At 67.4% G+C, this 24,262-nt stretch carries 21 protein-coding genes and 1 tRNA gene; 15 read left to right on the forward strand and 7 right to left on the reverse strand.

The features are described 5' to 3' along the window. A partial coding sequence (locus tag A9W96_RS21300) for an MFS transporter (RefSeq protein WP_156765348.1) occupies window positions 1-521 on the forward strand: 521 nt, incomplete at its 5' end. Between the two features lie 13 nt (window positions 522-534). On the opposite strand, the gene A9W96_RS21305 is transcribed toward A9W96_RS21300, so the two are convergent. Next, window positions 535-1,314 (reverse strand): MmpS family transport accessory protein, encoded by a 780-nt coding sequence (locus tag A9W96_RS21305; protein WP_082972523.1) that lies wholly within the window; start codon window positions 1,312-1,314, stop codon window positions 535-537. Between the two features lie 64 nt (window positions 1,315-1,378). Then, window positions 1,379-2,035, reverse strand: a complete 657-nt coding sequence (locus A9W96_RS21310; RefSeq protein WP_082972524.1) for a TetR/AcrR family transcriptional regulator — start codon at window positions 2,033-2,035, stop codon at window positions 1,379-1,381. Between the two features lie 195 nt (window positions 2,036-2,230). Here A9W96_RS21310 and A9W96_RS21315 point away from each other — a divergent pair, with 195 nt between their 5' ends. From A9W96_RS21315 to A9W96_RS21350, 8 genes are all read left to right on the forward strand, one after another. Next, window positions 2,231-3,817 carry a carboxyl transferase domain-containing protein gene (locus A9W96_RS21315; protein ID WP_067142838.1) on the forward strand — a complete coding sequence of 529 codons (1,587 nt, stop codon included), beginning with the start codon at window positions 2,231-2,233 and terminating at the stop codon, window positions 3,815-3,817. A 5-nt stretch (window positions 3,818-3,822) separates the two neighbouring features. After that, the gene (locus tag A9W96_RS21320; protein WP_067142813.1) at window positions 3,823-5,838 is read left to right on the forward strand and encodes an acetyl/propionyl/methylcrotonyl-CoA carboxylase subunit alpha; all 2,016 of its coding nucleotides are present in this window, start codon (window positions 3,823-3,825) and stop codon (window positions 5,836-5,838) included. Beyond that, complete coding sequence (locus A9W96_RS21325) at window positions 5,835-7,001, forward strand: acyl-CoA dehydrogenase family protein (protein ID WP_066860320.1); 1,167 nt, start codon at window positions 5,835-5,837, stop codon at window positions 6,999-7,001. The genes A9W96_RS21320 and A9W96_RS21325 overlap by 4 nt, the downstream gene beginning before the upstream one ends. Continuing rightward, a complete protein-coding gene (locus A9W96_RS21330; protein ID WP_066860317.1) occupies window positions 6,998-7,498 on the forward strand; it encodes a MaoC family dehydratase in 501 nt (166 codons plus the stop codon). Before A9W96_RS21325 ends, A9W96_RS21330 begins: the two co-directional genes overlap by 4 nt. After that, window positions 7,495-8,316, forward strand: coding sequence for a CoA ester lyase (locus tag A9W96_RS21335; RefSeq protein WP_067142816.1), 822 nt, complete (start codon window positions 7,495-7,497; stop codon window positions 8,314-8,316). The genes A9W96_RS21330 and A9W96_RS21335 overlap by 4 nt, the downstream gene beginning before the upstream one ends. A gap of 183 nt (window positions 8,317-8,499) precedes the next feature. Further along, window positions 8,500-9,582: a pyruvate dehydrogenase (acetyl-transferring) E1 component subunit alpha gene (gene pdhA / locus A9W96_RS21340; protein WP_197497860.1), complete on the forward strand. Its 1,083-nt coding sequence runs from the start codon at window positions 8,500-8,502 to the stop codon at window positions 9,580-9,582. Window positions 9,583-9,591: 9 nt separating this feature from the next. Then, window positions 9,592-10,647 carry a 3-methyl-2-oxobutanoate dehydrogenase subunit beta gene (gene bkdB, locus A9W96_RS21345; RefSeq protein WP_067142820.1) on the forward strand — a complete coding sequence of 352 codons (1,056 nt, stop codon included), beginning with the start codon at window positions 9,592-9,594 and terminating at the stop codon, window positions 10,645-10,647. Continuing rightward, the gene (locus tag A9W96_RS21350; protein WP_066860303.1) at window positions 10,644-11,813 is read left to right on the forward strand and encodes a dihydrolipoamide acetyltransferase family protein; all 1,170 of its coding nucleotides are present in this window, start codon (window positions 10,644-10,646) and stop codon (window positions 11,811-11,813) included. The genes bkdB and A9W96_RS21350 overlap by 4 nt, the downstream gene beginning before the upstream one ends. A gap of 8 nt (window positions 11,814-11,821) precedes the next feature. Here A9W96_RS21350 and A9W96_RS31635 read toward each other — a convergent pair whose 3' ends face one another. The 3 genes from A9W96_RS31635 to A9W96_RS21360 form a co-directional block, all read right to left on the reverse strand. Next, a complete protein-coding gene (locus A9W96_RS31635; RefSeq protein ID WP_156748724.1) occupies window positions 11,822-12,112 on the reverse strand; it encodes a hypothetical protein in 291 nt (96 codons plus the stop codon). A 103-nt stretch (window positions 12,113-12,215) separates the two neighbouring features. After that, complete coding sequence (locus A9W96_RS21355; RefSeq protein WP_066860300.1) at window positions 12,216-12,986, reverse strand: enoyl-CoA hydratase; 771 nt, start codon at window positions 12,984-12,986, stop codon at window positions 12,216-12,218. A gap of 378 nt (window positions 12,987-13,364) precedes the next feature. Further along, window positions 13,365-13,775, reverse strand: coding sequence for a hypothetical protein (locus A9W96_RS21360; RefSeq protein WP_066860297.1), 411 nt, complete (start codon window positions 13,773-13,775; stop codon window positions 13,365-13,367). 561 nt (window positions 13,776-14,336) lie between these two features. Between A9W96_RS21360 and A9W96_RS21365 the strand changes: the two genes are divergently transcribed. Then, window positions 14,337-14,627 carry a hypothetical protein gene (locus A9W96_RS21365; protein ID WP_156765349.1) on the forward strand — a complete coding sequence of 97 codons (291 nt, stop codon included), beginning with the start codon at window positions 14,337-14,339 and terminating at the stop codon, window positions 14,625-14,627. Window positions 14,628-14,795: 168 nt separating this feature from the next. Here A9W96_RS21365 and A9W96_RS21370 read toward each other — a convergent pair whose 3' ends face one another. Then, window positions 14,796-15,479 carry a cutinase family protein gene (locus A9W96_RS21370; RefSeq protein ID WP_067142823.1) on the reverse strand — a complete coding sequence of 228 codons (684 nt, stop codon included), beginning with the start codon at window positions 15,477-15,479 and terminating at the stop codon, window positions 14,796-14,798. A 710-nt stretch (window positions 15,480-16,189) separates the two neighbouring features. Between A9W96_RS21370 and A9W96_RS21375 the strand changes: the two genes are divergently transcribed. Further along, window positions 16,190-16,498: a hypothetical protein gene (locus tag A9W96_RS21375; RefSeq protein ID WP_067142826.1), complete on the forward strand. Its 309-nt coding sequence runs from the start codon at window positions 16,190-16,192 to the stop codon at window positions 16,496-16,498. A 234-nt stretch (window positions 16,499-16,732) separates the two neighbouring features. Here A9W96_RS21375 and A9W96_RS21380 read toward each other — a convergent pair. Next, a tRNA-Arg gene (locus A9W96_RS21380) sits at window positions 16,733-16,806 on the reverse strand. Between the two features lie 187 nt (window positions 16,807-16,993). Between A9W96_RS21380 and A9W96_RS21385 the strand changes: the two genes are divergently transcribed. From A9W96_RS21385 to A9W96_RS21400, 4 genes are all read left to right on the forward strand, one after another. Continuing rightward, on the forward strand, window positions 16,994-18,241 hold the full coding sequence (locus A9W96_RS21385; protein WP_067142829.1) for an alpha/beta hydrolase: 1,248 nt from the start codon (window positions 16,994-16,996) through the stop codon (window positions 18,239-18,241). 159 nt (window positions 18,242-18,400) lie between these two features. Continuing rightward, window positions 18,401-19,870 carry a wax ester/triacylglycerol synthase family O-acyltransferase gene (locus A9W96_RS21390; protein WP_156748721.1) on the forward strand — a complete coding sequence of 490 codons (1,470 nt, stop codon included), beginning with the start codon at window positions 18,401-18,403 and terminating at the stop codon, window positions 19,868-19,870. After that, window positions 19,867-21,711, forward strand: coding sequence for an HAD-IB family hydrolase/lysophospholipid acyltransferase family protein (locus A9W96_RS21395; RefSeq protein WP_067142832.1), 1,845 nt, complete (start codon window positions 19,867-19,869; stop codon window positions 21,709-21,711). The genes A9W96_RS21390 and A9W96_RS21395 overlap by 4 nt, the downstream gene beginning before the upstream one ends. Further along, window positions 21,708-24,062 carry a glycerol-3-phosphate 1-O-acyltransferase gene (locus A9W96_RS21400; protein ID WP_067142835.1) on the forward strand — a complete coding sequence of 785 codons (2,355 nt, stop codon included), beginning with the start codon at window positions 21,708-21,710 and terminating at the stop codon, window positions 24,060-24,062. The genes A9W96_RS21395 and A9W96_RS21400 overlap by 4 nt, the downstream gene beginning before the upstream one ends. The last annotated feature ends 200 nt before the right edge of the window (window positions 24,063-24,262 follow it).

Below are 24,262 nucleotides of genomic sequence, written 5' to 3' on the forward strand. Positions count from 1 at the left end.
CTTTCGGGGCGGTGCTCGGCGTCAACGTATACGGCATCTCCCAAGCCAACGTGCTGATCTTCGGGGTGGCCGCCAGCGTGGTCGCCGCCGTGGGGGCGGTGCTGGGCGGGTTCGTCGACCACCGGGTCGGGTCGAAGCCCGTCATCGTGGCCTCACTGCTCGCGATCATCGTCCTGGGACTGACCCTGATGGTGCTGTCCGGCCCGGTGGCCTTCTGGGTGTGCGGGCTGCTGCTGTGCATGTTCATCGGCCCGTCGCAGTCGTCGTCGCGCGCCCTGCTGCTGCACATGGCCAAGCACGGCCGGGAAGGCGTCGCGTTCGGCCTCTACACCATGACCGGGCGGGCGGTGGCGTTCGTCGCGCCCTGGCTGTTCTCGGTGTTCGTCGACGTCTTCGGCGCCGTGCGGGCCGGCCTGGGTGGGATTTCGCTGGTGCTGGTCGCCGGACTGGTGGCGATGCTGGCGGTCCGGGTCCCGCTGCGCGCCTCCGCGGTCGCCCAACCCGCGGCCGAGCCGTCGTAGCGGGCGCGGCCGGCTAGCCGCGGGCGTCGCAGATCGTCAGACCGCCGCCGACGCGCTTGCTGACCTGCACCCCGTCGACGGTCAACGTGCAGGTGACGCTGTGGCCGATGTTGACGATGGTGACGTTGGCCGGGTGATTGGCCGACTTGGACAGGCTGACCTCTTTGCTCCAGGGCAGCGCCACGTTGAATTCGGTCTGGATGAGGCCGCCGGTGTCGATGTACATGATGCTGATCGCGCGGCCCTCGCCCGAGACGGTGTAGACGACGTCCTGCATCGCCGCCGGCCCGGTCGTCTCAGGGGGCAGGGCGGGAACGCTGGTCGGTGGTATCGGCGCCGGAATGAGCGACGGGGTCCGGTGCGGCGACGTCGTCGTGGTCGGCGTGCTGGGCTCGGGCATCGCCGGCAACGGCGGGACCGCGGTCTGGGTCTTGATCGCGTCGTTCGCGAGCACCAACGCGATCACCAAGGCGACGGCCAGCAACACGGCCGCGCCGGCGCCGATCCACAACCACCGCGACGATTTCGGAGCGTCGGGCGGCGGGGGAGCCATGCCGGGCGGCAGCTCGCTCGCCGGGGGCAGGTCTTGCTGCCAGTAGGCCGGCAGCCGCTTGGTCGTGTTCGCCTCGTTCGGACTGGGCGCCCACGGTGATGACGTCGTCCCGCCATAGCTCGGCCCGTACGGCGTCTGGTCGGCGTACGCGGGATCGGCGGAGGGCGAATACCTCGGCTGCTGCGGCCCCGGCTGCGATGTGCTAAACCGCTCGGTGGGACGTGAATCGTTCATGTCCACCTCATGGCTTGCAGGGTACCTGTACTGAAGTGTTAAAGCCCTGAGTCACCTTACGACGGGGAACTCAGGGGCAGCGATTTCCGGCGGCGAGCGCGGCCACCGTCATCGCCCGCATGACGGTGCGCGACCGCGCCGTGCGGACCGGCTTGCTGCGCGAGGCGTCCGAGGACTTCATGCTGTGCGGGGTCGAATTCAGCAGACCGAACACGGCGTGCGCCGCCAGCCGAGCGTCGGCCTCGGCCAGCTCGGGATTGAGCTCCCGCAGCACCCCCACCCAGACCTCGACGTACTGACGCTGGGATTTGCGCACCTGCTTTTCGGCCGCCTCGGGCAGATGCGCGAGGTCGCGATCCTGGATGCGGATCAGGTCGGGTTCGTCGAACACGAAGTCCAGATGAAAGTCGATCAACGCGTCCAGCACGGCGGTGGCATCGGCGTTGTCGGCCCGCACCCGCCGCGCACCGGCGAGCAGCCGGGTGCTGATACCCACCAGCAATTCGACGAGCAGCGACTCCTTGTTCGGGAAATGCCGGTAGATCGCCGGACCGCTGACGCCGGCCGCGGCGCCGATGTCTTCCAGCCGCACCGCGAGGAACCCGCGCTCGGCGAACAACCGCTCGGCGGCGGACAGAAGTTGTAGGCGGCGGTCAGACTTCAACTGACTCCGGCGATTTGGAGCGTCGGGGGCACCCGCCTGACCGTCGGAGGCGGACGTTGTCATGACGAACCTCCGTTGGTTAACTGGCCCTAACGTAGCACGAGTTATTCGCGATTAACTCACGTTTTCCGATTGGTGCGATCGTTTCTGGACCGGCAACGACGACGATGGTATTCTCACCTTGAGTTAATGAGCATTAACTCAAGAATTGCCTGACCGCACGACGGCAAGGAGGCTGCTGCGGCGATGGACAACGTGGTGACCTCGCCCGCGAAGGCCGAGGCGTCGTTCGCCGACGAGCACCGCCGGCTGGTCGGCGAGCTGAACGCCAAGCTGGCCGCGGCGGCGCTGGGCGGTAACGAGCGCGCGCGGGAACGCCACGTCAGCCGCGGCAAGCTGTTGCCTCGCGAACGGGTGGACCGCCTGCTCGACCCGGGTAGCCCCTTCTTGGAGCTCTCCCCGCTCGCCGCGGACGGCATGTACGGCGACGAATCTCCGGGCGCCGGAATCATCACCGGCATCGGCCGGGTCTCGGAGCGCGAGTGCGTGATCGTCGCCAACGACGCGACGGTCAAGGGCGGCACCTACTACCCGATGACGGTCAAAAAGCATCTGCGCGCCCAAGAGGTGGCGCTGCAGAATCGGCTCCCGTGCATCTACCTGGTGGACTCCGGGGGTGCGTTCTTGCCGCGGCAGGACGAGGTGTTCCCCGACCGCGAGCATTTCGGTCGCATCTTCTACAACCAGGCGACCATGAGCGCCAAGGAGATTCCACAGGTGGCTGCGGTGCTCGGTTCATGCACGGCCGGCGGCGCCTACGTGCCCGCGATGAGCGACGAGGCCGTCATCGTCCGCGAGCAGGGCACGATCTTCTTGGGGGGTCCACCCTTGGTCAAGGCGGCGACCGGCGAGATCGTGTCGGCCGAAGACCTCGGTGGTGGTGACCTGCATTCCCGCGTTTCCGGTGTCACCGACCACCTCGCCGACGACGACGAACACGCCCTGCGGATCGTGCGTGCGATCGCGGCCACCTTCGGCCCGCGCGGGGCCAGCCCGTGGGAGGTGCGATCCCCGGTCGCACCCAGGTGCGCGCAGACCGAGCTCTACGACGTGGTGCCGCCCGACCCGCGCGTGCCCTACGACGTGCACGAGGTCATCGTGCGGCTGGTCGACGGCGGCGAATTCAGCGAATTCAAGGCCAATTACGGCAAGACCCTGGTGACCGCGTTTGCCCACATCCACGGCCACCCGGTGGGCATCGTGGCCAACAACGGCGTGCTGTTCAGCGAATCCGCCTTGAAGGGCGCGCATTTCATCGAGCTGTGCGACAAGCGCAAGATCCCGCTGCTGTTCTTGCAGAACATCGCAGGCTTCATGGTCGGTCGCGATTACGAGGCCGGCGGCATCGCCAAGCACGGCGCCAAGATGGTCACCGCCGTCGCCTGCGCGCGGGTGCCCAAGCTGACCGTCGTGATCGGTGGTTCCTATGGGGCGGGCAACTATTCGATGTGCGGCCGGGCCTATTCGCCACGCTTCTTGTGGATGTGGCCCAACGCCCGCATCTCGGTGATGGGCGGCGAACAGGCCGCGTCGGTGCTGGCCACCGTGCGCGGCGAGCAGCTCGCCGGCGCGGGCAAGCCGTGGTCGACCGACGAGGAAGAGGCGTTCAAGGCGCCCATTCGCGAACAATACGAGAGTCAGGGCAACCCCTACTACTCCACGGCCCGGCTGTGGGACGACGGGATTATCGATCCCGCCGATACCAGAACCTTTGTCGGGCTGGCCCTTTCGGTGTGCGCGCAAGCGCCGCTGGAACCCGTCTCCTACGGCGTCTTCCGGATGTGAGTGCAGTGTTCGAAACCGTTTTGGTGGCCAACCGGGGCGAGATCGCGGTTCGGGTGATCCGCACCCTGCGCCGACTGGGCATCCGCTCGGTCGCCGTATACAGCGATCCCGACGACGGCGCGCGCCACGTGCTCGAGGCCGACGAGGCGGTGCGACTCGGCCCCGCGGCGGCGCGCGAGAGCTATCTGAACATCGACAGGGTCGTCGAGGCGGCCGTGCGTACCGGATCTCAGGCGATCCATCCGGGTTACGGATTCCTCTCGGAGAACGCCGATTTCGCCGCCGCCTGCGAGCGGGCCGGGGTGGTCTTCCTAGGGCCGCCGGCCCGGGCGATCCAGGTGATGGGCGACAAGATCACCGCCAAGAACGCGGTCGCCGCCTTCGACGTCCCGGTGGTTCCCGGGGTCGCCAAATCCGGCCTGAGCGACGACGAGTTGGTCGCGGCCGCGGACGAGGTCGGATACCCGGTGCTGATCAAACCGTCGGCGGGCGGCGGCGGTAAGGGCATGCGCCTGGTGGAAGAACCGGGCAGGCTGTGCGAGGCGCTGGTGGGCGCGCGGCGCGAGGCCGCCTCGTCCTTCGGTGACGACACCCTCTTCCTCGAACGATTCGTGTTGCGCCCCAGGCACATCGAGGTCCAGGTGCTCGCCGACACGCACGGCAACATCGTGCACCTCGGCGAGCGCGAATGCAGCCTGCAGCGCCGCCACCAGAAGGTGATCGAGGAGGCGCCGTCGCCGTTGCTTGACGAGGCGACCCGGGCGCGCATCGGGGAGGCCGCCTGCAACACCGCGCGCAGCGTCGACTACGTCGGTGCGGGCACCGTCGAATTCATCGTCTCCGCGGCCCGGCCCGACGAGTTCTTCTTCATGGAGATGAACACCCGCCTGCAGGTCGAGCACCCGGTGACCGCCTCGGTCACCGGGCTGGACCTGGTCGAGTGGCAGCTACGGGTCGCCGCCGGGGAGAAGCTGGCGTTCGCCCAGGACGACGTCGAATTGCGCGGGCACGCGATCGAGGCCCGGGTGTATGCCGAAGATCCGGCACGGGGATTCCTGCCGACGGGCGGGCGGGTGCTGCAGATCTTCGAGCCGTCCGGTGACGGTGTGCGGGTGGATTCTTCGCTGCGGGCGGGCACGCTGGTCGGCAGTGACTACGACCCGATGCTGAGCAAGGTGATCACCCACGGGACCGACCGCGACGAGGCGCTGGCCAAACTCGACCGGGCATTGAGCCGGACCGCGATCCTGGGCGTGCAGACCAACATCGAATTCCTGCGGTTTCTGCTGGCCGACGAACGCGTGCGTACCGGTGACCTTGATACCGCGCTGCTCGATGAGCGGCTGGCCGACTTCGCTCCGGTGCCGGCCCCCGATGACGTGCTCGCGGCGGCGGGTCTTTACCGGCAATCCGTGCTGGCGTTGCGGGCTCGCCGCTTCGCGGGCAATCCGTGGGCGGCGCCGACGGGTTGGCGGGCCGGCGGCAGGCCCGCACCGGTTCGCACCGACATGCGCACCCCGCTACGCACCGAGACGGTGTCGGTGTGGGGGCCACCCGAGGCCGCCGGTGTTCGGGTGGGTGACGGTGAAACATATTCCGCCGCAGCGCAAGTCGAGCAATCGCGAATGAGCGTTACGCTGGACGGGCTGCGCCGGGAATACCACTGGGCCGAAGCCGACCGGCACTTGTGGATCGCCGACGAGCGTGGCACCTGGCACCTGCGTGAGGCCGAGGAGAACAAGATCCATCGCGCCGCGGGCGCGCAGCGGGCCGAGATCGTCAGCCCGATGCCCGGCAGCGTGATCGCGATTCAGGCATCCTCGGGCACCGACGTTTCCGAAGGCGACGTGGTGGTCGTCGTCGAGGCGATGAAAATGGAACATTCGCTTGCCGCACCGGTTTCCGGACAGGTGGAGGTGCTGGTCTCCGTCGGCGATCAGGTGACGGTGGACCAGGTGCTGGCCCGGCTGGTGCCCGCTGAATCCGGCGCGGCAAGCGATTCGAGTGAGGACGCGTCATGACCACATCCATTACCGCGGGGACCCTACCCAAGGAATACCAGGACCTGCGCGACACGGTCGCGGAGTTCGCGCGCACCGTCGTCGCTCCGGTATCGGCCAAACACGATGAGGAGCACAGCTTCCCGTACGAGGTCGTCGCCAAGATGGGGGAGATGGGCCTGTTCGGGTTGCCGTTCCCCGAGGAGTACGGCGGCATGGGCGGCGACTACTTCGCGCTGTCGCTGGCGCTCGAGGAACTCGGCAAGGTCGACCAGTCGGTGGCGATCACCCTGGAGGCCGGCGCCAGCCTGGGCGCGATGCCCATCTACCGGTTCGGCACCGAAGAGCAGAAGCAGAAGTGGCTGCCGGACCTGACCGCCGGCCGGGCGCTGGCCGGCTTCGGGCTCACCGAACCCGGGGCCGGCTCGGACGCCGGCGGAACGCGCACCACCGCCCGGCTCGACAACGGCGAGTGGGTGATCAACGGCAGCAAGCAATTCATCACCAACTCCGGCACCGACATCACCTCGCTGGTCACCGTCACCGCCGTCACCGGCACCAATGCGAACGGCAAGAAAGAAATCTCCTCGATCATCGTGCCCAGCGGCACACCGGGATTCACCGTCGAACCGGTGTACAGCAAGGTCGGCTGGAACGCGTCGGACACCCACCCGTTGAGCTTCGACGACGCCCGCGTCCCGCAGGAGAACCTGCTGGGTGCCCGCGGCACCGGCTACTCGGGCTTCCTGTCGATCCTGGACGAGGGCCGCATCGCGATCGCCGCGCTGGCAACCGGGGCGGCGCAGGGCTGCGTGGACGAAAGCGTCAAGTATGCCAAGGAACGCCAGGCGTTCGGCCAGCCGATCGGCGCCTACCAGGCGATCAGCTTCAAGATCGCCCGGATGGAGGCGCGTGCCCACGTGGCCCGCACGGCCTACTACGATGCGGCTGCAAAGATGTTGGCGGGCAAGCCCTTCAAGAAGGAGGCGGCAATCGCGAAGATGATCGCCTCGGAAGCAGCGATGGACAACGCCCGCGATGCCACGCAGATTCACGGCGGCTACGGCTTCATGAACGAATATCCGGTCGCCCGCCACTACCGCGACAGCAAGATCCTCGAAATCGGTGAAGGGACTACCGAAGTGCAGCTGATGCTCATCGCGCGATCGCTGGGACTGTCATGAGCGAACCGGCCAAATCAGTTGTCCAGCGGGGCTTGTGGTTTGACGAGTTCGAGATCGGCACCACCTACCTGCACCGGCCCGGCCGCACGATCACCGAGGCCGACAACGTCTTGTTCACCACGCTCACCATGAACACCCAGTCGCTGCACCTGGACGCGGCCTGGGCGGCCGAGCAGCCCGGCTTTCGCGGCGAGCGGCTGGTGAACTCCATGTTCACCCTGTCCACCCTGGTAGGGCTGTCGGTGTCGCAACTGACGCTTGGCACCATCGTGGCCAACCTCGGTTTCTCCGAGGTGTCCTTCCCCAAGCCCGTCTTCCACGGCGACACCCTCTACGCGGAAACCGTCTGCACGGCCAAGCGGGAATCCAAGAGCCGGCCCGGCGAAGGCATCGTCACCCTCGAGCACACCGGGCGCAACCAGGACGGCGAGGTCGTCGCGCGGGCGGTGCGCACCACCTTGGTGCAGAAGCGCCCTGCCGGCCAGGAGGTCAAGTGAACCTGCAAGCCGCCGGCCCCGGCTGGTTGTTCTGCCCGGCCGACCGTCCCGAGCGTTTCGCCAAGGCCGCCGCTGCCGCCGACGTGGTGATCCTCGACCTTGAGGACGGCGTGGCCGAAGCGGATAAACCCGCGGCGCGCAAGGCGTTGCAGGAGACGCCGCTGGATCCCGAGCGCACCGTCGTGCGGGTCAACGCCGCCGACACCCCGGAACACCCGCTGGATCTCGAAGCCCTGGCCGGCACCGCCTACACCACCGTGATGCTGTCCAAGACGGAATCGGCCGCGCAGGTGACGGCGCTGGCGCCCCGCGATGTGATCGCGCTGCTGGAGACGCCGCGCGGTGCGGTGTTCGCCACCGAAATCGCGGCGGCACCGGGCACCGTCGCGCTGATGTGGGGCGCCGAGGATCTGGTCGCCACGCTCGGCGGTAGCTCCAGCCGCAAGGCCGACGGCACCTACCGCGACGTCGCGCACCACGTGCGGTCGACGGCCCTGCTCACGGCGTCCACCTTCGGTCGGGTCGCGCTCGACGCCGTGCACCTGGACATCCGTGACCTCGATGGCCTGCGGGCCGAGGCCGAGGACGCCGTCGCGCTGGGTTTCGCCGGAACGGTGTGCATCCACCCGAGCCAGATTCCGGTGGTGCGCGAGGCGTACCGCCCCAGCGAGGAGCGGCTGGACTGGGCGCGGCGGGTGCTGACCGCGGCGCGGTCCGAACGCGGCGTCTTCGCGTTCGAGGGACAGATGGTCGACTCGCCGGTGCTCAAGCACGCGCACATGACGTTGCGCAGGGCGGGCGAGTCCGTCCCCGACTGACGGCTCCCCGAACGCGGCGTGGGCGAGGCGCGACACGTTGTGCCGTCGTCGCAATCAACGCGGTCTCTTCTCGTTCGAGCGCATAATGGTGGGTACGTCAGTGTCGCGGCGAGCGAAGCCTTTCGTGTAGCTGGCGATCGACTCCCGCTCGCGGCACCCGGCGAGGGAGGCGGTGTGGCGCAAATGTCTTCGGTGCCGATGGCTGTCGAGCTGGAACCGGTGCAACTCGTCGCTCCCGATGGCACACCGACGCCCGAACACCGCTATAGCCGTGAGCTTCCCGCGGAGACGCTGAGCTGGCTCTACGAGATGATGGTGGTCACCCGCGAGCTGGACGGCGAATTCGTCAACCTCAAGCGGCAGGGGGAGCTGGGGCTGTTCGCGTCCTGCCGCGGTCAGGAAGCCGCTCAGGTTGGCGCCACGGCGTGCCTGCGCAAGACGGATTGGTTGTTCCCCCAATATCGGGAGCTCGGCGCGTTTTTGGTGCGCGGCATCCCGCCGGGGCATGTGGGGGCGGCGTGGCGCGGAACGTGGCACGGCGGCCTCGAGTTCACCAAGAAATGCTGTGCCCCCCTGTCGATTCCGATCGGCACCCAGACCCTGCACGCCGTGGGCGCGGCCATGGCCGCCCAACGCCTCGGCGAGGATTCGGTGACGGTGGCCTTCCTCGGCGACGGCGCCACCAGCGTGGGAGACGTGCACGAGGCGTTGAACTTCGCGGCGGTGTTCGGCACGCCTTGCCTGTTCTTCGTGCAGAACAATCAGTGGGCGATCTCGATGCCGATATCCCGACAGACCGCCGCACCCTCGCTGGCGCACAAGGCGATTGGTTACGGAATGCCCGGAATCCGGGTGGACGGCAACGACGTTTTGGCCTGCTACGCGGTGACGGCCGAGGCCGCCGCCCGAGCCCGGGCCGGCGGTGGGCCGACGTTGATCGAGGCGGTCACCTACCGCCTGGCCCCGCACACCACATCCGACGATCCGAGTCGATACCGGACGCAAGAGGAAGTGGATCGCTGGGCGGCGCTGGAACCGATCGCGCGGTACCGCAGCTACCTGCAGGGCCAAGGTCTGTGGTCGGACCGGTTGGAGGAACGCGTCGCGGCCCGAGCCAAGCGGATGCGGGCCGAATTGCGCGACGCGGTGTTCGACGCGCCCGACTTCGACATCGACGAGGTGTTCACCTCGGTGTACGCCGAGATCACACCGGGGCTAGAGGCACAGCGCCAGCAGCTGCGGGCCGAACTCGACCGAAGCGATTGAGAGGCATCCATGACTCAGCTCGCTGATCGCCCGGCCGGCCACGACGAGACGCTCACCGCGGCAGTAGAACACGTCGTGCTGGGCGCGCAGTCGCTGACCATGGTGCAGGCGCTCAACCGGGCCCTGCACGACGCCATGGCCGCCGACGATCGGGTGCTGGTGTTCGGCGAAGACGTATCGGTCGAGGGCGGGGTGTTTCGGGTCACCGAGGGGCTGGCCGCGGCGTTCGGCGAAGCACGCTGCTTCGACACGCCCCTCGCCGAATCGGCCATCATCGGGATCGCGGTGGGGCTGGCGTTGCGCGGCTTCGTGCCGGTACCCGAGATCCAGTTCGACGGGTTCTCCTACCCGGCCTTCGATCAGGTGGTCAGCCACCTCGCCAAGTACCGCACCCGCACCCGCGGCGAAATCAACATGTCGGTGACGGTGCGCATCCCCTCGTTCGGGGGAATCGGTGCCGCCGAACATCATTCGGACTCGACCGAGTCGTATTGGGCCCATACCGCCGGCCTGAAGGTGGTAGTACCGTCCAGCCCCGCCGACGCGTATTGGCTACTGCGGCACGCGATCACCTGCCCGGACCCGGTCATGTACTTGGAGCCCAAGCGCCGCTACCAGCGTCGCGGCCTGGTTGACGTCACCCGGCCCGAACCACCGATCGGACGGGCGATGGTGCGCCGGCCGGGTACCGACGTGACCGTCGTGACGTACGGCAGCCTGGTCGGCACGGCCGTCGGAGCAGCCGAAGAGGCTCAGCGGCAACGCGGTTGGAGTCTGGATGTCATCGATCTGCGCTCGCTGGTGCCACTGGACTTCGATACCGTCGCCGCGTCGATCCACCGGACCGGACGCTGCGTGGTGATGCACGAGGGCCCCCGGAGCCTGGGGTACGGGGCCGGCCTGGCCGCCCGAATCCAGGAGGAGTTGTTCTACGAGCTGGAGGCCCCGGTGTTGCGCGCGTGCGGGTTTGACACCCCGTACCCGCCGGCGCGGCTGGAGAAGTGGTGGCTGCCCGGACCCGACCGGCTGCTTGATTGCGTCGAGCGCGTGCTGGGGCAGCCATGAACGACGAGCGGGTCAAGTCGTTTCGGGTCCCTGACCTCGGCGAGGGGTTGGAAGAAATCACCGTGACGCAGTGGCACGTGGCGGTGGGCGAGGACGTCGAACTCAACCAGGTGCTGTGCACGGTGGAGACGGCCAAGGCCGAAGTGGAGATCCCCAGCCCGTACGCGGGTCGCATCGTCGAACGCAACGGCGCCGAAGGCGATGTCCTCAACGTCGGGGCGGTGCTGCTGCGGATCGACACAGCGCCGCTGGGCGGCGATTCGCCGGCCGCCGAGACGGCGCCACCGACGCTGGTCGGTTATGGCGCCGACTCCGGCATCGACATCAGCCGGCGCACCACCCGCCCGCTGGCCGCGCCTCCGGTGCGCAAGCTGGCCAAAGAGCTGATGGTGGATCTCAACTCGGTGCAGGGTGGCGCGGGCGCCATCATCACTCGGGAGGACGTGCTGGCGGCGGCCGGCGGGAACGGCCATGGCGCCGACGTGCGGCCGGTCCAGGGTGTGCAGGCCCGGATGGCGGAGAAAATGACGCTGTCACACAAGGAGATTCCACCGGCGAAAGTCGGTGTCGAGGTCGACTGCGCGGAGCTGCTGCGGCTGTCCGACCGGTTCCGCGCGGAGCAGGAGACCATCACACCCTTCGTCCTGACGTTGCGCTTGCTGGTTATCGCGTTGCGCCACAACGAGATGTTGAATGCGACCTGGGTGGACTCGCCGCAGGGACCGCGGGTGCGCGTCGAGCACCGTGTGCACCTGGGCATCGCCGCGGCCACCGAGCGTGGATTGCTGGTCCCGGTGATCGCCGATGCCCACACGATGACGACCCGCGAACTGGCAAGCAGGGCAGCCCAATTGATTGCCGGCGCGCGAGCCGGCAGCCTGGGACCGGGGGAGCTGCGCGGCTCGACGTTCACCGTGACGAACTTCGGGGCGCTGGGTGTGGACGACGGGGTGCCGGTGATCAACCATCCCGAAGCCGCCATCCTCGGCATGGGAGCGATCAAGCCGCGGCCCGTCGTCCGGGGCGGCGAGATCGTGGTGCGCCCGACGATGTCGTTGACATGTGTGTTCGACCATCGCATCGCCGACGGGGCGCAAGCCGCCCAATGTGTCTGCGAGCTAAGGGATCTGATCGAGGCACCGGAGACCGCGTTGCTCGACTTGTGAGCGCCGGGTCACGAGTGCGGCGGCACGGGGCACCAGAACAGGCCACAGTTGAAGTTCGGCTGATGAAACGGCGGCGGGGGCGGGTACGGCGGAGGGTTGTCAGTGTCCCAACATTGGTTCCAGTACTTGTTCTCGCCCCAGGCCGGGTTCCACGGCTGGTTCGGGCACCAATGCGCTTGCGGCGGCGGCGCCGGCCGGGCCTGCGCGGTACCCGCCGTCAGCGCGAGTCCCGCCGTGGCGAGCCCACTAGTTAGCAGGGCCCCGGCGACAAGCCGGGTGAAGGTGTGGTGGATGTGCACGCTGCATTCCTTTGCTCAGGCGCCACTTCGGTCGGCGTCGTCGCAGCAAGTGCAGCCGGTCCGCCGCGCTACCGATCCCAATCTGCGCGCGTGCGGGGGAGGCCTACCGGCGTTGCGCGGCGGCCAATCGCTTTGCGAATTCCGGTGATTGGATGGAATAGGACTGCGGGCCGAGCTCGGCGCGCATGGCCAGCTGGTGTTGCTCGTTGTCCAGCGATCCCGGGCTGACGGTGGCGCGCATGGTGGCCTTGGTCGCCAGCACCACGTCGCGCGGTGCCGCCGCCGGGCCGGCGGCCAGCTCCAGCGCCGCGGCTACCGGATCGTCGGCGACGCTCAGCGCCAAGCCGTGCTGTACGGCGGCGTCGGCGTCGAAGCGCATGCCGAACAGCAGCGCGGCCCGCGCCACCTGGGGGCCGACGGCTCGCTGGAACATCCACGTCGCGCCCCCGCCCGGGTGTAGACCGAGCTTCTGGAATCGCGCGTCGAACACCGCGGCGGGTCCGGCGATGCGCACGTCGGCGGCCAGGGCCAGATTGAGACCCGCGCCCACCGCGGCGCCGTTGACGGCGGCAATGGTGGGCAGCCGGCAACCGCCGACGGCCATGAAGCCGTCGTAAAGCTGCTGCAGGCCCGCCTCGGCGGCGCCGCCGCCCGCCGCGCCCAGGGCGCTGAGGTCCGCGCCCGCGCAGAACGCCTTGCCGGCCCCGGTGACCACCACGGCATGCACCTCGGGATCGGCTTCGGCCCGCTCGACCGCCTCTCGCAGCAGGCCCGACGACTCGGCGGTGATCGCGTTGCGCCGATCGGGATCGTTGACGGTGATGAGCGCGACCCGGTTGGTGACGTTGAACAGGATCGGTTCGGACTGGGCCATCGGGCACCTCCGGCTTCGGGTCTTGGTGGCGGATCCGCCTGGGCACACCGGTTTAACGGCGGCAGCGTCTTGGGCGAGGTAAGACTACTTCGCGCCCCGCACCCCGAGTCGGCCGGTGCGAGCGTGAATATCGAGAACCGGTAGGAAAAGGCGGGCATTCGACCGCTGGCGCAAAGGCGGAAACGTTTGCGGGGCCCGCAACGGATATCGGAATCTACAAGCAATGCTGTGTTTATCAAAACATTATCTGCTGCTTTTCGCCCGCGCCGGTCGAACGCCCGGGTCGACCTGGTGAAACAAGGGGTGGGCGCCCGCTCACGGGCCGGATGTCGGAGCTGGGCGCCGCCTTGCCGCGCCACGGACGTTGCTCGGGCCGCGTTACAGCTCGGGTTTCGCTAACTTCTTCGCCAGCTCATCGAGTTCGGCTTGGCGCTCCCGCACCGCACACCCGCGCCGTTCCGTGCGCGCTCCGCGCATAACGGCCACCGGCAGCGCATCACTACGCAACTTGGTGTTGGCGTAATGTATTGCGGCATCGATCATTTCGATGTATCGCTCGGCATCGTGCTCGGCGCACGAACCCTCGATCCGCTGGATTTCATCCCAGCAAGGATAGGAGGAATACCGGGCATCAAGTTGTTGCTGCGAGACTTGCGTTCCGAAGTAACAGCGCCAGTCGCGGCTTAGCCAACCCCGAGTTTTGACTTCGACTTTGATTCGATTGCCAACGCCGGCTATGAACCTCGGCTCCCCGACGCGCACTACCGGCTGCCAGTCATTCGACGCCATATTTCGCCAACCCCTCGAAGAGAAGACGCTGTAAGTAATGATCTCCCCCTAAGCGCCATCTGCTCGTTTTGACACGCTGTTCCCAGTTCGATTAAAGCGCAAACTTTTGACAGCGACTTCGAGTTTGTGGGTCCGCGGACGCTATGGGACCCTCACCCGATTGCCATTTGCCGCGGTTGCGCGTGCGGGTTCGTGGCCATCAACGCGATCGCCAAAATGCGCCGTGACCTGCGCCAGCGCGCCAATCGCAAAAGTAATTGGATCGCGCTTCGTGCGGCTTGCGTCGGGGTGCCCCCACCAATTCATCTTGCGTCCCGGCGGTCACTTCGGCCCCGGGGGCACCATCCGGTGACCATAAGGTGATTCCCGAATCCGATAGCGCATGCGCTATCGCTTTCGGCGATCGCGACCAATGATCGAGCCCGGCGGCGGTTGACCGGCTGGACTCGCCACGCGCACTCCGCGGCCAAGGATGCGTAGAGGATCCGCCAAGCGCCGGCGCCCAAGCTCATGTCAGCTCGAACGAGCAATCCCCATCGGCATCGACGTAAGGAGCACCTCATGCGGACCGCGAGCTCCAGGACCATGCGCTACAGGGCGCCTGCCTACCGGGCGTACGCGAGGACGCGCGATCGCCGACTCGGGTACGTGCGGCTGATGCTGGTCGCCGTCGCGACGGCCGGATTGATCGGCCTGGGGGTCGGTGTTGCCAGCCTCGATCGACCGCTGGCCGGCCGGCCCTGTCCGGTTCCGAATGTCACCACGCATGACGCCGCCGGCCTCACCTGGTCGTGCGACCCGGCGTCGCCCGGACATCACGAGGCGGTGTGGCAGTATGCGCCCGCGTCGTAGCCTCGATAGCACATGGGGCGCAACGGATTTCGTTGCCAGCGCCCGCCGTTTGGAGATGCGCCTCGGCAAAGACCAACGAGCGCCACCATTAGCGCAGCTCTCACGTCCGGCAAGTCGCTCGCGACCGTGCGGCACGCGCCGGTCACCATGGTGGCCAGTTGGGCGACCTCAGAGCTTTCCGGCCACGAAAGTGGCTGCCTGGGTTGGCATTCCGGATCCTTGGTAGGACAGATCCGCCGCCGAGAACAACTCGTCGTGTGACGGCAGTGCCAGCGGGCCGCCCGGAGTGCATACCGGATCGCCGGGCGCGCACAAGTCAATGGCCTTCGCCCCGTACCACGGGCTGACCACGCTCACCGGCGCCCCCAGATACCTGGCCGACGGATTTCCGAAGAGGGCCAGGGCGGCAACATGGTCGGCCTCGTCGGCCGTCAGTATCTGAGGGATCAAGCCCGCGATCGGTGCCTGGGCGATGGTGATCAGATCTATCACCATCGCGCCCTGCGAATAGCCTCCGAGCACCAGTTTGGTGTTAGGACAGTTCGCCACCATGGACTGAACGTGGGCGTGCGCGTCGCCGGCGCCCGCCGACGCCGACGGTGCGAAATCCCCATCCGCGGGGTAGTTGACGGGATACACCCCGAGCGACCGGCCCCGGACCTGGGAGCGCAGCGAGTCGATGAACGCCTGTCCGACCCCGCCGACACCGGGTGGCTCGGCGGTGCCGCGGGCGAACGTGACCTCGATGTCCGGACAGGGCGAGGCGGACGCGGAGATCGGCGGACACAACGGCGACGAGCAAGCCGTCAGCACCGTGGCGGCCAGTACACGCGCTGATCGGCGTGCGTTCACGCACCAATGCTGACATATCGGGGCCGGAAAGGCACGGTCCGATCAGGGCCCAGCTAACGCGGGACATATGCCCGGACCGGCGTGCCGGCCGGCAAACTCGCGTGCCCCAGGCAATTCTTGGCCGACGGCTTAAGCGCTCACCGATTGGTCTATGGCGCAATGTTTCTCACGCTGCAAACGATCAGCGGCGATGTCCGCAATCCCCGCGATGATTCGGAGAGCTTCCTCGACAGTCGGGGAGCGTGCCGACCGCCCAACGGACCTGGCCTGAGGTCCGACCGAGTTATTTCTCCGCCATTGCCGGCATTGCGCCGTTGCGTTTGCAACCAGCGCAATACTCCTCATCCTGATTCTGCGTTTCGTGTATGGAATTGCATTCAGGACATTCTTGAATGTATTTATGATTCGGATTCAAGCAAGCAGCCATAAGTTGTTGTTTTTGCCTGAATATGATTGCTGAACTCTTATTGACCCTAGCCAACATCCTCGATAATTTCCCTGCTCAACGATGCAAATGGCCGACTCTCGTGGTCAGCTATCCGCGTTTGCCAATATCAATCACTGTTCCCAGCCGCGGCCGGTTGAAACCCCGGGTGAGGGTGCCACCTGCGCGCACCCGCGGAAATGGAGTAGCCGCCTACTCTAGACGGCTCACTTCGACGCGCCGGAGACTATTAACGTTCTCTTCCCATCTAGCGAAAGGTCCAGCCATGGCCATCGTCGCTACTACGATCGTCCATCCGAACCCTGGGGTCTCCTGGGACGACATTCAGAAGCAGCTGAAGCGAGCGACCGGGCTTGCCCGCAAACATGGCGCGGAGAACGTCACCGCGCTGGTCAACATGATCGGAGGTCAGGGCACCAACGCCATCGGCTTGATGTCGACTACCCAGGACTGGGCCGCATATGGCCAGGTCCAGCAGAGCCTCAATGCTGACCCGGACTTCCAAAGCCTCCTCGTCGACGCGGCCCAAATGGCCACCTGGGAGAACTACGTCAGTCAGACGATCGAGGTCTAGCACCACGACCAGTTGATTTAGGTGATCGATCACCGTCGGTGGGGCGTTCGGTGTCTCGCTTGCCGGCCCGCCGCCAATCCGTTAGGTAGTCAGCAGGACTGATTTCCCAGCCGGTAGGCGCCCGGTCTGCGACTGGACATCGTCGCCCCACCGACCGGGCGGCGCGCGGACCCAGCCGTCGGTGGACCTGCGGCGCCGCGTCGGGCAATAACCGAAGTCACACACGAATCTCGGTGCCCCCGGCACGACTCGAACGTGCGACCTAGGGATTAGAAGGCCCTTGCTCTATCCACCTGAGCTACGGAGGCAATGTGCAGGTCAGTCTATCCAACCGCGCCTGCCGACCCGACTCCCCGCCGCCACGCGCGCGAAAACCCTTACCGCGCCGCGTTTATCGGTTATCGTTGGGACCCTCGACACACGGACAACATCGGCCGGTCATGGGCCGTTAACCGCAGCGAGGCGTGTGCATAACGTTCCAGAGGTGGCGTTGCAATGAGCGTGGCCAGCAAGCAGACCTCGCCCTGTTCGTGGGCGGGGGCCCAGGTGGCACGGCTGGCAGCCGAAGCCCGGGATGTCTACCAACTCGGTAACCTGGTGCTGCGCGGTGGGCCGTTCGCGCTGGGCTGCTTCGCCGGCTGGCTTTTCACGGAGTTTCCTCCGCACGTGGTGACCGGCCACGCGCTGTCCCGCGTCTCGCATCCGTCCGTCGGCCGGGTAGGCACGACGCTGGCCGCCCAGCGGGCTGATCGAACCCTCACCGCCGCGCTCGAGGAGTCCTTCGGCCCCGAGTTTCGCGAACAGGTATGTCATCCCGCCGCCGTCGGCGCGCTGTGCGCCCCGCGCGGTCGACTGCTCGGCAGGCCCGGGCCGCACCGCCGGTATGCGTCGCAGACGTCCGACATCTCCTACGGTCCGAGCCCGCGCGACAACCTGCTGGACATCTGGCGGCGCGACGACTTGGCGCCAGGTTGCCGCGCACCCGTGCTGATCCAGGTGCCGGGCGGGGCATGGGCGCTCAACGGCCGGCGTCCGCAGGCCTACACGCTGATGAGCCGAATGGTCCAACTCGGCTGGATCTGCGTCTCGATCGACTACAGCAAGAGCCCGCGCGCCACCTTCCCCGCACACCTCATCGACGTCAAAAGGGCGATCGCGTGGGTCCGGGAGAACATCGCCGACTACGGCGGCGACCCCGATTTCATCGCGATCACCGGCGGCTCGGCGGGCGGGCACCTGGCCTCCCTGGCGGCGCTGACGCCGAACGACCCCGCCTTCCAGCCCGGTTTCGAAGAGGCCGACACCAGCGTGCAAGCGGTAGCGCCCTACTACGGCGTCTACGACTTCACCGACTTCGACAACATGCACCCACTGATGCTGCCGTTCCTCGAACAGTTCGTGATGAAGGCCCGCTACGCCGAGGCGCCCGAGCGCTTCACGGCGGCATCACCCGTCTCCTACGTGCACGCCGACGCGCCGCCCTTCTTCGTGTTGCACGGCCAGAAGGACGAGTTGGTGCCCAGCGGCCAGGCTCGCGCTTTCTGCGCGGCGTTGCGCGCGGCCGGGGCTGCCACGGTGGCGCACGCCGAACTCGGCAACGCCCACCACGCTTTCGACATCACGCCGACGGTCCGATCGCGGCTGGCCGCTGACGCCGTAGCCGATTTCCTCGGTGTCGTGTACGGACGGCGCGTCAGCTCCCTGCTGGATTCGCTGCCGCTGTCGGCCACTTCGGCCAGCTGAGGGTCGGCCGGAGGCCAGCTGAATCGGCGGCCCGGTGCTCGCCGCTCCTTTCACCAGCGTGGTAACCCGACTAGCGTTGGGTAGACCATTCGGGTCGGTGGTCCTAAAGGCAGGAGGCTTGAGCGACGGTGACAACGTTGGCGCGTCGAGCTGATGACCATGACTGAATCCGTCGAGGCGATCAAGTTGTCCGACGAACTCGGGCCGGTCGACTACCTGCTGCACAGGGGAGAGGCAAACCCCCGCACCCGGTCCGGGATCATGGCCTTGGAGCTGCTGGACACCACGCCGGAATGGGAACAGTTCCGGAACCGATTCGAAAGCGCGTCCCGACGGGTGCTGCGGTTGCGCCAAAAGGTCGTCGTGCCGACCCTGCCGACGGCGTCGCCGCGCTGGGTGGTCGATCCCGACTTCAACCTGGATTTTCACGTGCGCCGGGTGCGTGTTTCCGAACCGGGCACGCTGCGTGAGGTATTCGATCTGGCCGACCTCATCCTGCAGTCGCCGATGGACATTTCGCGACCGTTGTGGACGGCCACCCTCGTCGAGGGCTTGGCCGACGGCAAGGCCGCAACGTTGCTGCATGTCAGCCACGCCGTCACCGACGGCGTGGGCGGGGTGCAGATGTTCGCCGAAATCTATGACCTCGAGCGCGATCCGCCGGCCAAGCCGACGCTGCCGCTGCCCGTGCCGCAGGACCTGACGTCCAATGACCTGATGCGCCAGGGCATTAACCACCTGCCGTTCGCCGTGGTCGGCGGCGTCATGAGCGCGCTGTCCGGGGCGGTGTCGGCGGCCGGGCGGGCGGTCCTGGAACCGACGGCCACCGTCTCGGGAATCGTCGGGTACGCCATGTCGGGCATGCGGGTGCTCAACCGGGCCGCCGAGCCGTCGCCACTGCTGCGGCGGCGCAGCCTGGCCACCCGCAGCGAGGCGATCGACATCCCGCTCGCCGACCTGCACAAGGCCGCGAAAGCCGGCGGCGGGTCGATCAACGATGCCTACCTTGCCGGGTTGTGCGGTGCCCTGCGCCGCTACCACGAGGCGTTCGGCGTGCCGATCAGCACGCTGCCGATGGCGGTGCCGGTCAACCTGCGGGCCGAAGCGGATACGGCCGGCGGCAACCGGTTCACGGGCGTCAACCTCGCGGCGCCGATCGGCACCGTCGACCCCGTCTCCCGGATGAAAAAGATTCGCGCCCAGATGACGCAGCGCCGCGACGAGCCCGCCATGAACATCATCGGCTCGCTGGCGCCGGTGCTCAGCGTCCTGCCGACCGCGGTGCTCGAAGGCATCACCGGGTCGGTGATCGGCTCCGACGTGCAGGCCAGCAACGTCCCGGTCTATCCCGGCGACACCTACATCGCCGGAGCAAAAGTGTTGCGGCAGTACGGTATCGGTCCGCTGCCCGGCGTGGCGATGATGGTGGTGCTGATCTCGCGGGGCGGGTGGTGCACCATCACCGTGCGCTACGACCGGGCCGCGGTGCGAAACGAGGCGTTGTTCGCCCAATGCCTGCTGGAGGGTTTCGACGAGATCCTGGCGCTGGGAGGCGACCCGCCACCGCAGGCGGTGCCCGCCTCGTTCACCGAGTCGGCGGTGTCCACTCGATCGGTGGCCGGCTCATGAGCAACTCGAAGCAGCAGGGGGACAAGGACGAAACGGCCGGAGCGGACCTGCGGCTGCCCGGCTCGGTGGCCGAGATCATGGCCAGCCCCGAAGGACCGAAGATCGGCGCGTTCTTCGACTTGGACGGCACGCTGGTCGCCGGATTCACCGCGGTCATCCTGACCCAGGAGCGGCTGCTGCGCCGCGACATGGGAGTGAGTGAACTGCTCGGTATGGTGCAGGCCGGCTTGAGCCACACCCTCGGTCGTATCGAGTTCGAGGACCTCATCGGCAAGGCCGCCAAGGCGCTCACCGGGCGACTGCTCGACGACCTGGAAGAGATCGGCGAGCGAATGTTCGTCCAGCGCATCGAATCCCGGATCTACCCGGAGATGCGTGAGCTGGTCCGCGCCCACATGGCCCGCGGCCACACCGTGGTGCTCAGTTCGTCGGCGCTGACCATCCAGGTCAATCCCGTCGCGCGGTTCCTCGGCATCCCCAACATGCTCACCAACAAGTTCGAGACCACCGAGGACGGCTTGCTCACCGGGTCCGTCCAGAAGCCGATTCTCTGGGGTCCCGGCAAAGCCGCTGCGGTACAACGGTTTGCCGCCGAGCACGGCATCGATCTCAAGGACAGTTACTTCTACGCCGACGGTGACGAGGACGTCGCCCTGATGTATCTGGTCGGCAATCCCCGGCCGACGAATCCCGAAGGGAAAATGGCGGCGGTGGCCAAGCGCCGCGGTTGGCCCATCCTGAGATTCAGCAGCCGAGGTCCGGTGGGTCTGCGACGGCAGGTGCGTACCCTTGCCGGACTGGGCTCGATTGTCCCCGTCGGCGCGGGCGCAGTGGCAATGGGCGTGCTGACCGGTAGCCGGCGGCGGGGCGCCAATTTCTTTACTTCCATTTTTTCCCAAACCGTGCTGGCGACCACGGGAGTGCACCTCAATGTCGTCGGGAGAGAGAATCTGACCGCGCAACGTCCGGCCGTTTTCATCTACAACCACCGCAATCAGGTGGATCCGGTGATCGCGGGTGCGCTGGTCAACGACAACTGGGTTGCCGTGGCCAAGAAGGAATTACAGAAGAACCCGATCATGGCCCTGCTCGGCAAAGCGTTGGACGGGGTTTTCATCGACCGAGACGATTCGGCCTCCGCGCTGGAGACGATGCGCATTGTCGAGGAGCGGGCCAAGAACGGGCTTTCCATTGTGATGGCGCCGGAGGGCACCCGGCTGGACACCAACGAGGTCGGCCCCTTCAAAAAGGGTCCATTTCGTCTCGCGATGGCCGCCGGCATCCCGATCGTTCCGATCGTGATTCGCAACGCCGAGCTGGTTGCCGCCCGGAACTCGACCGTCATCAACCCGGGCACCGTCGACGTCGCGGTCTTCCCGCCGATCTCGGTGCAGGACTGGACGCTTGACACGCTGCCGGACCGCATCGCCGAAGTGCGCCAGCTCTACCTGGATACGCTCGCCAACTGGCCCGTCGACGAACTGCCCGAGGTCGACCTGTACGCGGAGAAGAAGGCGGCCGAGAAGGCACAGAGCCGGACCGCCAAGGCACCCGCGAAGAAGGCACCCGCCAAGAAGGCACCCGCCGAGAACGCGCCGGCGAAGAAGGCACCCGCCAAGAAGGCACCCGCCAAGAAGGCGCCGGCCAAGAAGGCACCCGCCAAGAAAGCACCCGCAAAGAAGGCGCCGGCGAAGAAGGCCGCGTCGAAAGCCAAGGCACCCAAGGCGACTCCGCATGAATCCGAGGCCGCCCGCAAAGACGGCGAGGCGCAACGGCCCGCGACCAAGGCGGCGCCCGGCAACGCCGAGTCGCCGGAATCGCCGCACCGAGGGCATCCGTGACCGAACCGGCCGCGGATACCAGCGCCATCCTTGCCGGGACTGACTCGCTGATATTGGCGTCAATGACCTCGCCGGTCGAGATGGACCTGGTGACGGCGTGGATGGAGCAACAACGCGCCGGGCACCCGGGCGCGAATTTCGACCTGGTCAAGCTGCCGGCGCTCGATGCGCCGCCGGACGTGATGACGGCGCTGGCCGAACAGCTCGAACCCCGGGAAGACCGTTCCATCGTGCCGGTGCGGGTGTTCTGGCTGCCGGAGCCGGATCGCGGCCGGGTCGCCAAGCTGGCCGGCCTGCTGCCCGGCCGGGATCCGTACCACCCCAACCAGCGCCAGCAAGAACGGATCGTGCGCACCGCGCCCCAGCGGGCACGGGTGGTGGCCGGCGAAGCCGCGACGGTCGCCGAGCTGCGCCGGCAATGGCGCGACACCACCGTCGGAGACGACCGGTACGACTTCGCCCAATTCGTCATCCGCCGCGCCATCTTGGCGATGGAACGCGTCGAGTACCGGATCCTCGGACCGCAGTACAAGTCGCCGCGGCTGGTGAAACCAGAGATCTTGGCCTCCAACCGGTTTCGCCGCGGCCTGGCGACAATTCCCGGCGCCACCGTCGAGGAAGCCGGAAAGATGCTCGACGAACTCGCTACCGGCTGGAGCCGGGCATCGGTCGACCTCGTCGGGGTTCTCGGCAGGATGATCAGCCGCGGGTTCGACCCCGAGATCGACTATGACGAGTATCAGGTCGCGGCGATGCGGGTGGGCCTGGAAGCCCACCCGGCGGTGTTGTTGTTTTCGCACCGGTCCTACATCGACGGCGCGGTGGTGCCGGTCGCCATGCAGGACAACCGATTACCGCCGGTGCACGTGTTCGCCGGTATCAACTTGTCGTTCGGTGCCATGGGCCCGCTGCTGCGACGTTCCGGGGTCATCTTCATCCGCCGCAACATCGGTAACGACGCGCTCTACAAGTACGTGCTGCGCGAATACGTCGGCTACATCGTCGAAAAGCGGTTCAACCTGAGCTGGTCCATCGAGGGCACCCGCTCGCGCACCGGCAAGATGTTGCCGCCCAAGCTGGGGTTGCTGGCCTACGTCGCCGACGCCTACCTCGATGGCCGCAGCGAAGACATTCTGCTGCAACCGGTCTCGATCAGCTTCGACCAGCTGCACGAGACCGCGGAGTACGCCGCCTACGCCCGCGGCGGCGAGAAGACACCCGAAGGTGTGGGCTGGCTGTACAACTTCATCCGGGCGCAGGGTGAACGCAACTACGGCAAGATCTACGTCCGTTTCCCGGAAGCCGTGTCGATGCGCCACTACCTGGGCGCGCCGCACGGCCCGCTGGCCCAGGATCCGGACGCCAAACGCCTTGCGCTGCAGAAGATGTCATTCGAGGTCGCCTGGCGGATACTGCAGGCGACGCCGGTGACGGCGACGGGTCTGGTGTGCGCGCTGCTGCTGACCACGCGCGGGGCGGCGCTGACCCTCGGCCAGCTGCACCACACCCTGCAGGATTCGCTGGATTACCTAGAACGCAAACACAATCCGATGTCCACCAGCGCGTTGCGGCTGCGCACGCAAGACGGGGTACGCGCCGCGGTCGACGCACTGTCCAACGGACATCCCATCACCCGGGTCGACGGCGGCCGGGAACCGGTGTGGCGCATCGCGCCCGAAGAACAGCACGCCGCGGCCTTCTACCGCAACTCGGTGATCCACGCCTTTCTGGAGACCTCGATCGTTGAGCTCGCCCTGGCGCACGCCCGCCACGCCGACGGCGACCGCATGGCCGCGTTCTGGGCCCAGGCGATGCGGCTGCGCCATCTGCTGAAGTTCGACTTCTATTTCGCCGACTCGGCGACATTCCGGGACAACATCGCCGAAGAGATGGCCTGGCACGACAATTGGGAAGCCCACGTCGCGGCCGGGGGCGACGAGATCGACGCGCTGTTGTTCGCCAAGCGTCCGTTGATGGCGGACGCGATGTTGCGGGTGTTCTTCGAGGCCTACGAGATCGTCGCCGATGTGTTGCGGGACGCGCCTGCGGACATCGGGCACAAGGAACTGACCGACTTGGCGTTGGGCGTCGGGCGACAGTACGTGGCGCAGACCCGGATCCGCAGCAGCGAATCGGTCTCGACGCTGCTGTTCGCCACCGCGCGCCAGGTCGTCGAGGATCAGGACCTGATCGCGGCCGCGCCGGACCTGGCCGAAAGGCGTCGTGCCTTCCTGCATGAGCTGCGCGACATCCTGCACGACCTCGACTACGCCGGGCGGATCGCGCGCGATCAGTTCGTGGCCCGCGAGGCCAAGGCCCGCCAGGACCTTCTGGCCAGCCAGCCTCGGTAGCCGGTCGGGGCCGCCCCATACCCTGGACGTATGACCGTCGCCCCGCCGGCTGGCAGGGCCTCGACCGAGGCCTTCGCCCAGCGCCGCACGCTGGTGTGGCCGGTGCTGGCCGGGGTGGCCGTGCTGGCGGGCTGCACCGCCGCCGGCATCGGGGCCCTCTCGCTGGCCAGCTCGCTGACGGTGACGGGCCTGCCCGACCC

The organism is Mycobacterium sp. 1245852.3 (genome assembly GCF_001669335.1).
GTDB classification, from domain to species: domain Bacteria; phylum Actinomycetota; class Actinomycetes; order Mycobacteriales; family Mycobacteriaceae; genus Mycobacterium; species Mycobacterium europaeum_A.

Coding starts and splice junctions, on each gene's coding strand:
- bkdB (WP_067142820.1), top strand. CDS start 9,592: ATGACTCAGCTCGCTGATCGCCCGGCCGGCCACGACGAGACGCTCACC.
- A9W96_RS21325 (WP_066860320.1), top strand. CDS start 5,835: ATGACCACATCCATTACCGCGGGGACCCTACCCAAGGAATACCAGGAC.
- A9W96_RS21355 (WP_066860300.1), bottom strand. CDS start 12,986: ATGGCCCAGTCCGAACCGATCCTGTTCAACGTCACCAACCGGGTCGCG.
- pdhA (WP_197497860.1), top strand. CDS start 8,500: ATGTCTTCGGTGCCGATGGCTGTCGAGCTGGAACCGGTGCAACTCGTC.
- A9W96_RS21350 (WP_066860303.1), top strand. CDS start 10,644: ATGAACGACGAGCGGGTCAAGTCGTTTCGGGTCCCTGACCTCGGCGAG.
- A9W96_RS21390 (WP_156748721.1), top strand. CDS start 18,401: ATGACTGAATCCGTCGAGGCGATCAAGTTGTCCGACGAACTCGGGCCG.
- A9W96_RS21310 (WP_082972524.1), bottom strand. CDS start 2,035: ATGACAACGTCCGCCTCCGACGGTCAGGCGGGTGCCCCCGACGCTCCA.
- A9W96_RS21365 (WP_156765349.1), top strand. CDS start 14,337: ATGCGGACCGCGAGCTCCAGGACCATGCGCTACAGGGCGCCTGCCTAC.
- A9W96_RS21395 (WP_067142832.1), top strand. CDS start 19,867: ATGAGCAACTCGAAGCAGCAGGGGGACAAGGACGAAACGGCCGGAGCG.
- A9W96_RS21330 (WP_066860317.1), top strand. CDS start 6,998: ATGAGCGAACCGGCCAAATCAGTTGTCCAGCGGGGCTTGTGGTTTGAC.
- A9W96_RS21375 (WP_067142826.1), top strand. CDS start 16,190: ATGGCCATCGTCGCTACTACGATCGTCCATCCGAACCCTGGGGTCTCC.
- A9W96_RS21360 (WP_066860297.1), bottom strand. CDS start 13,775: ATGGCGTCGAATGACTGGCAGCCGGTAGTGCGCGTCGGGGAGCCGAGG.
- A9W96_RS21385 (WP_067142829.1), top strand. CDS start 16,994: ATGAGCGTGGCCAGCAAGCAGACCTCGCCCTGTTCGTGGGCGGGGGCC.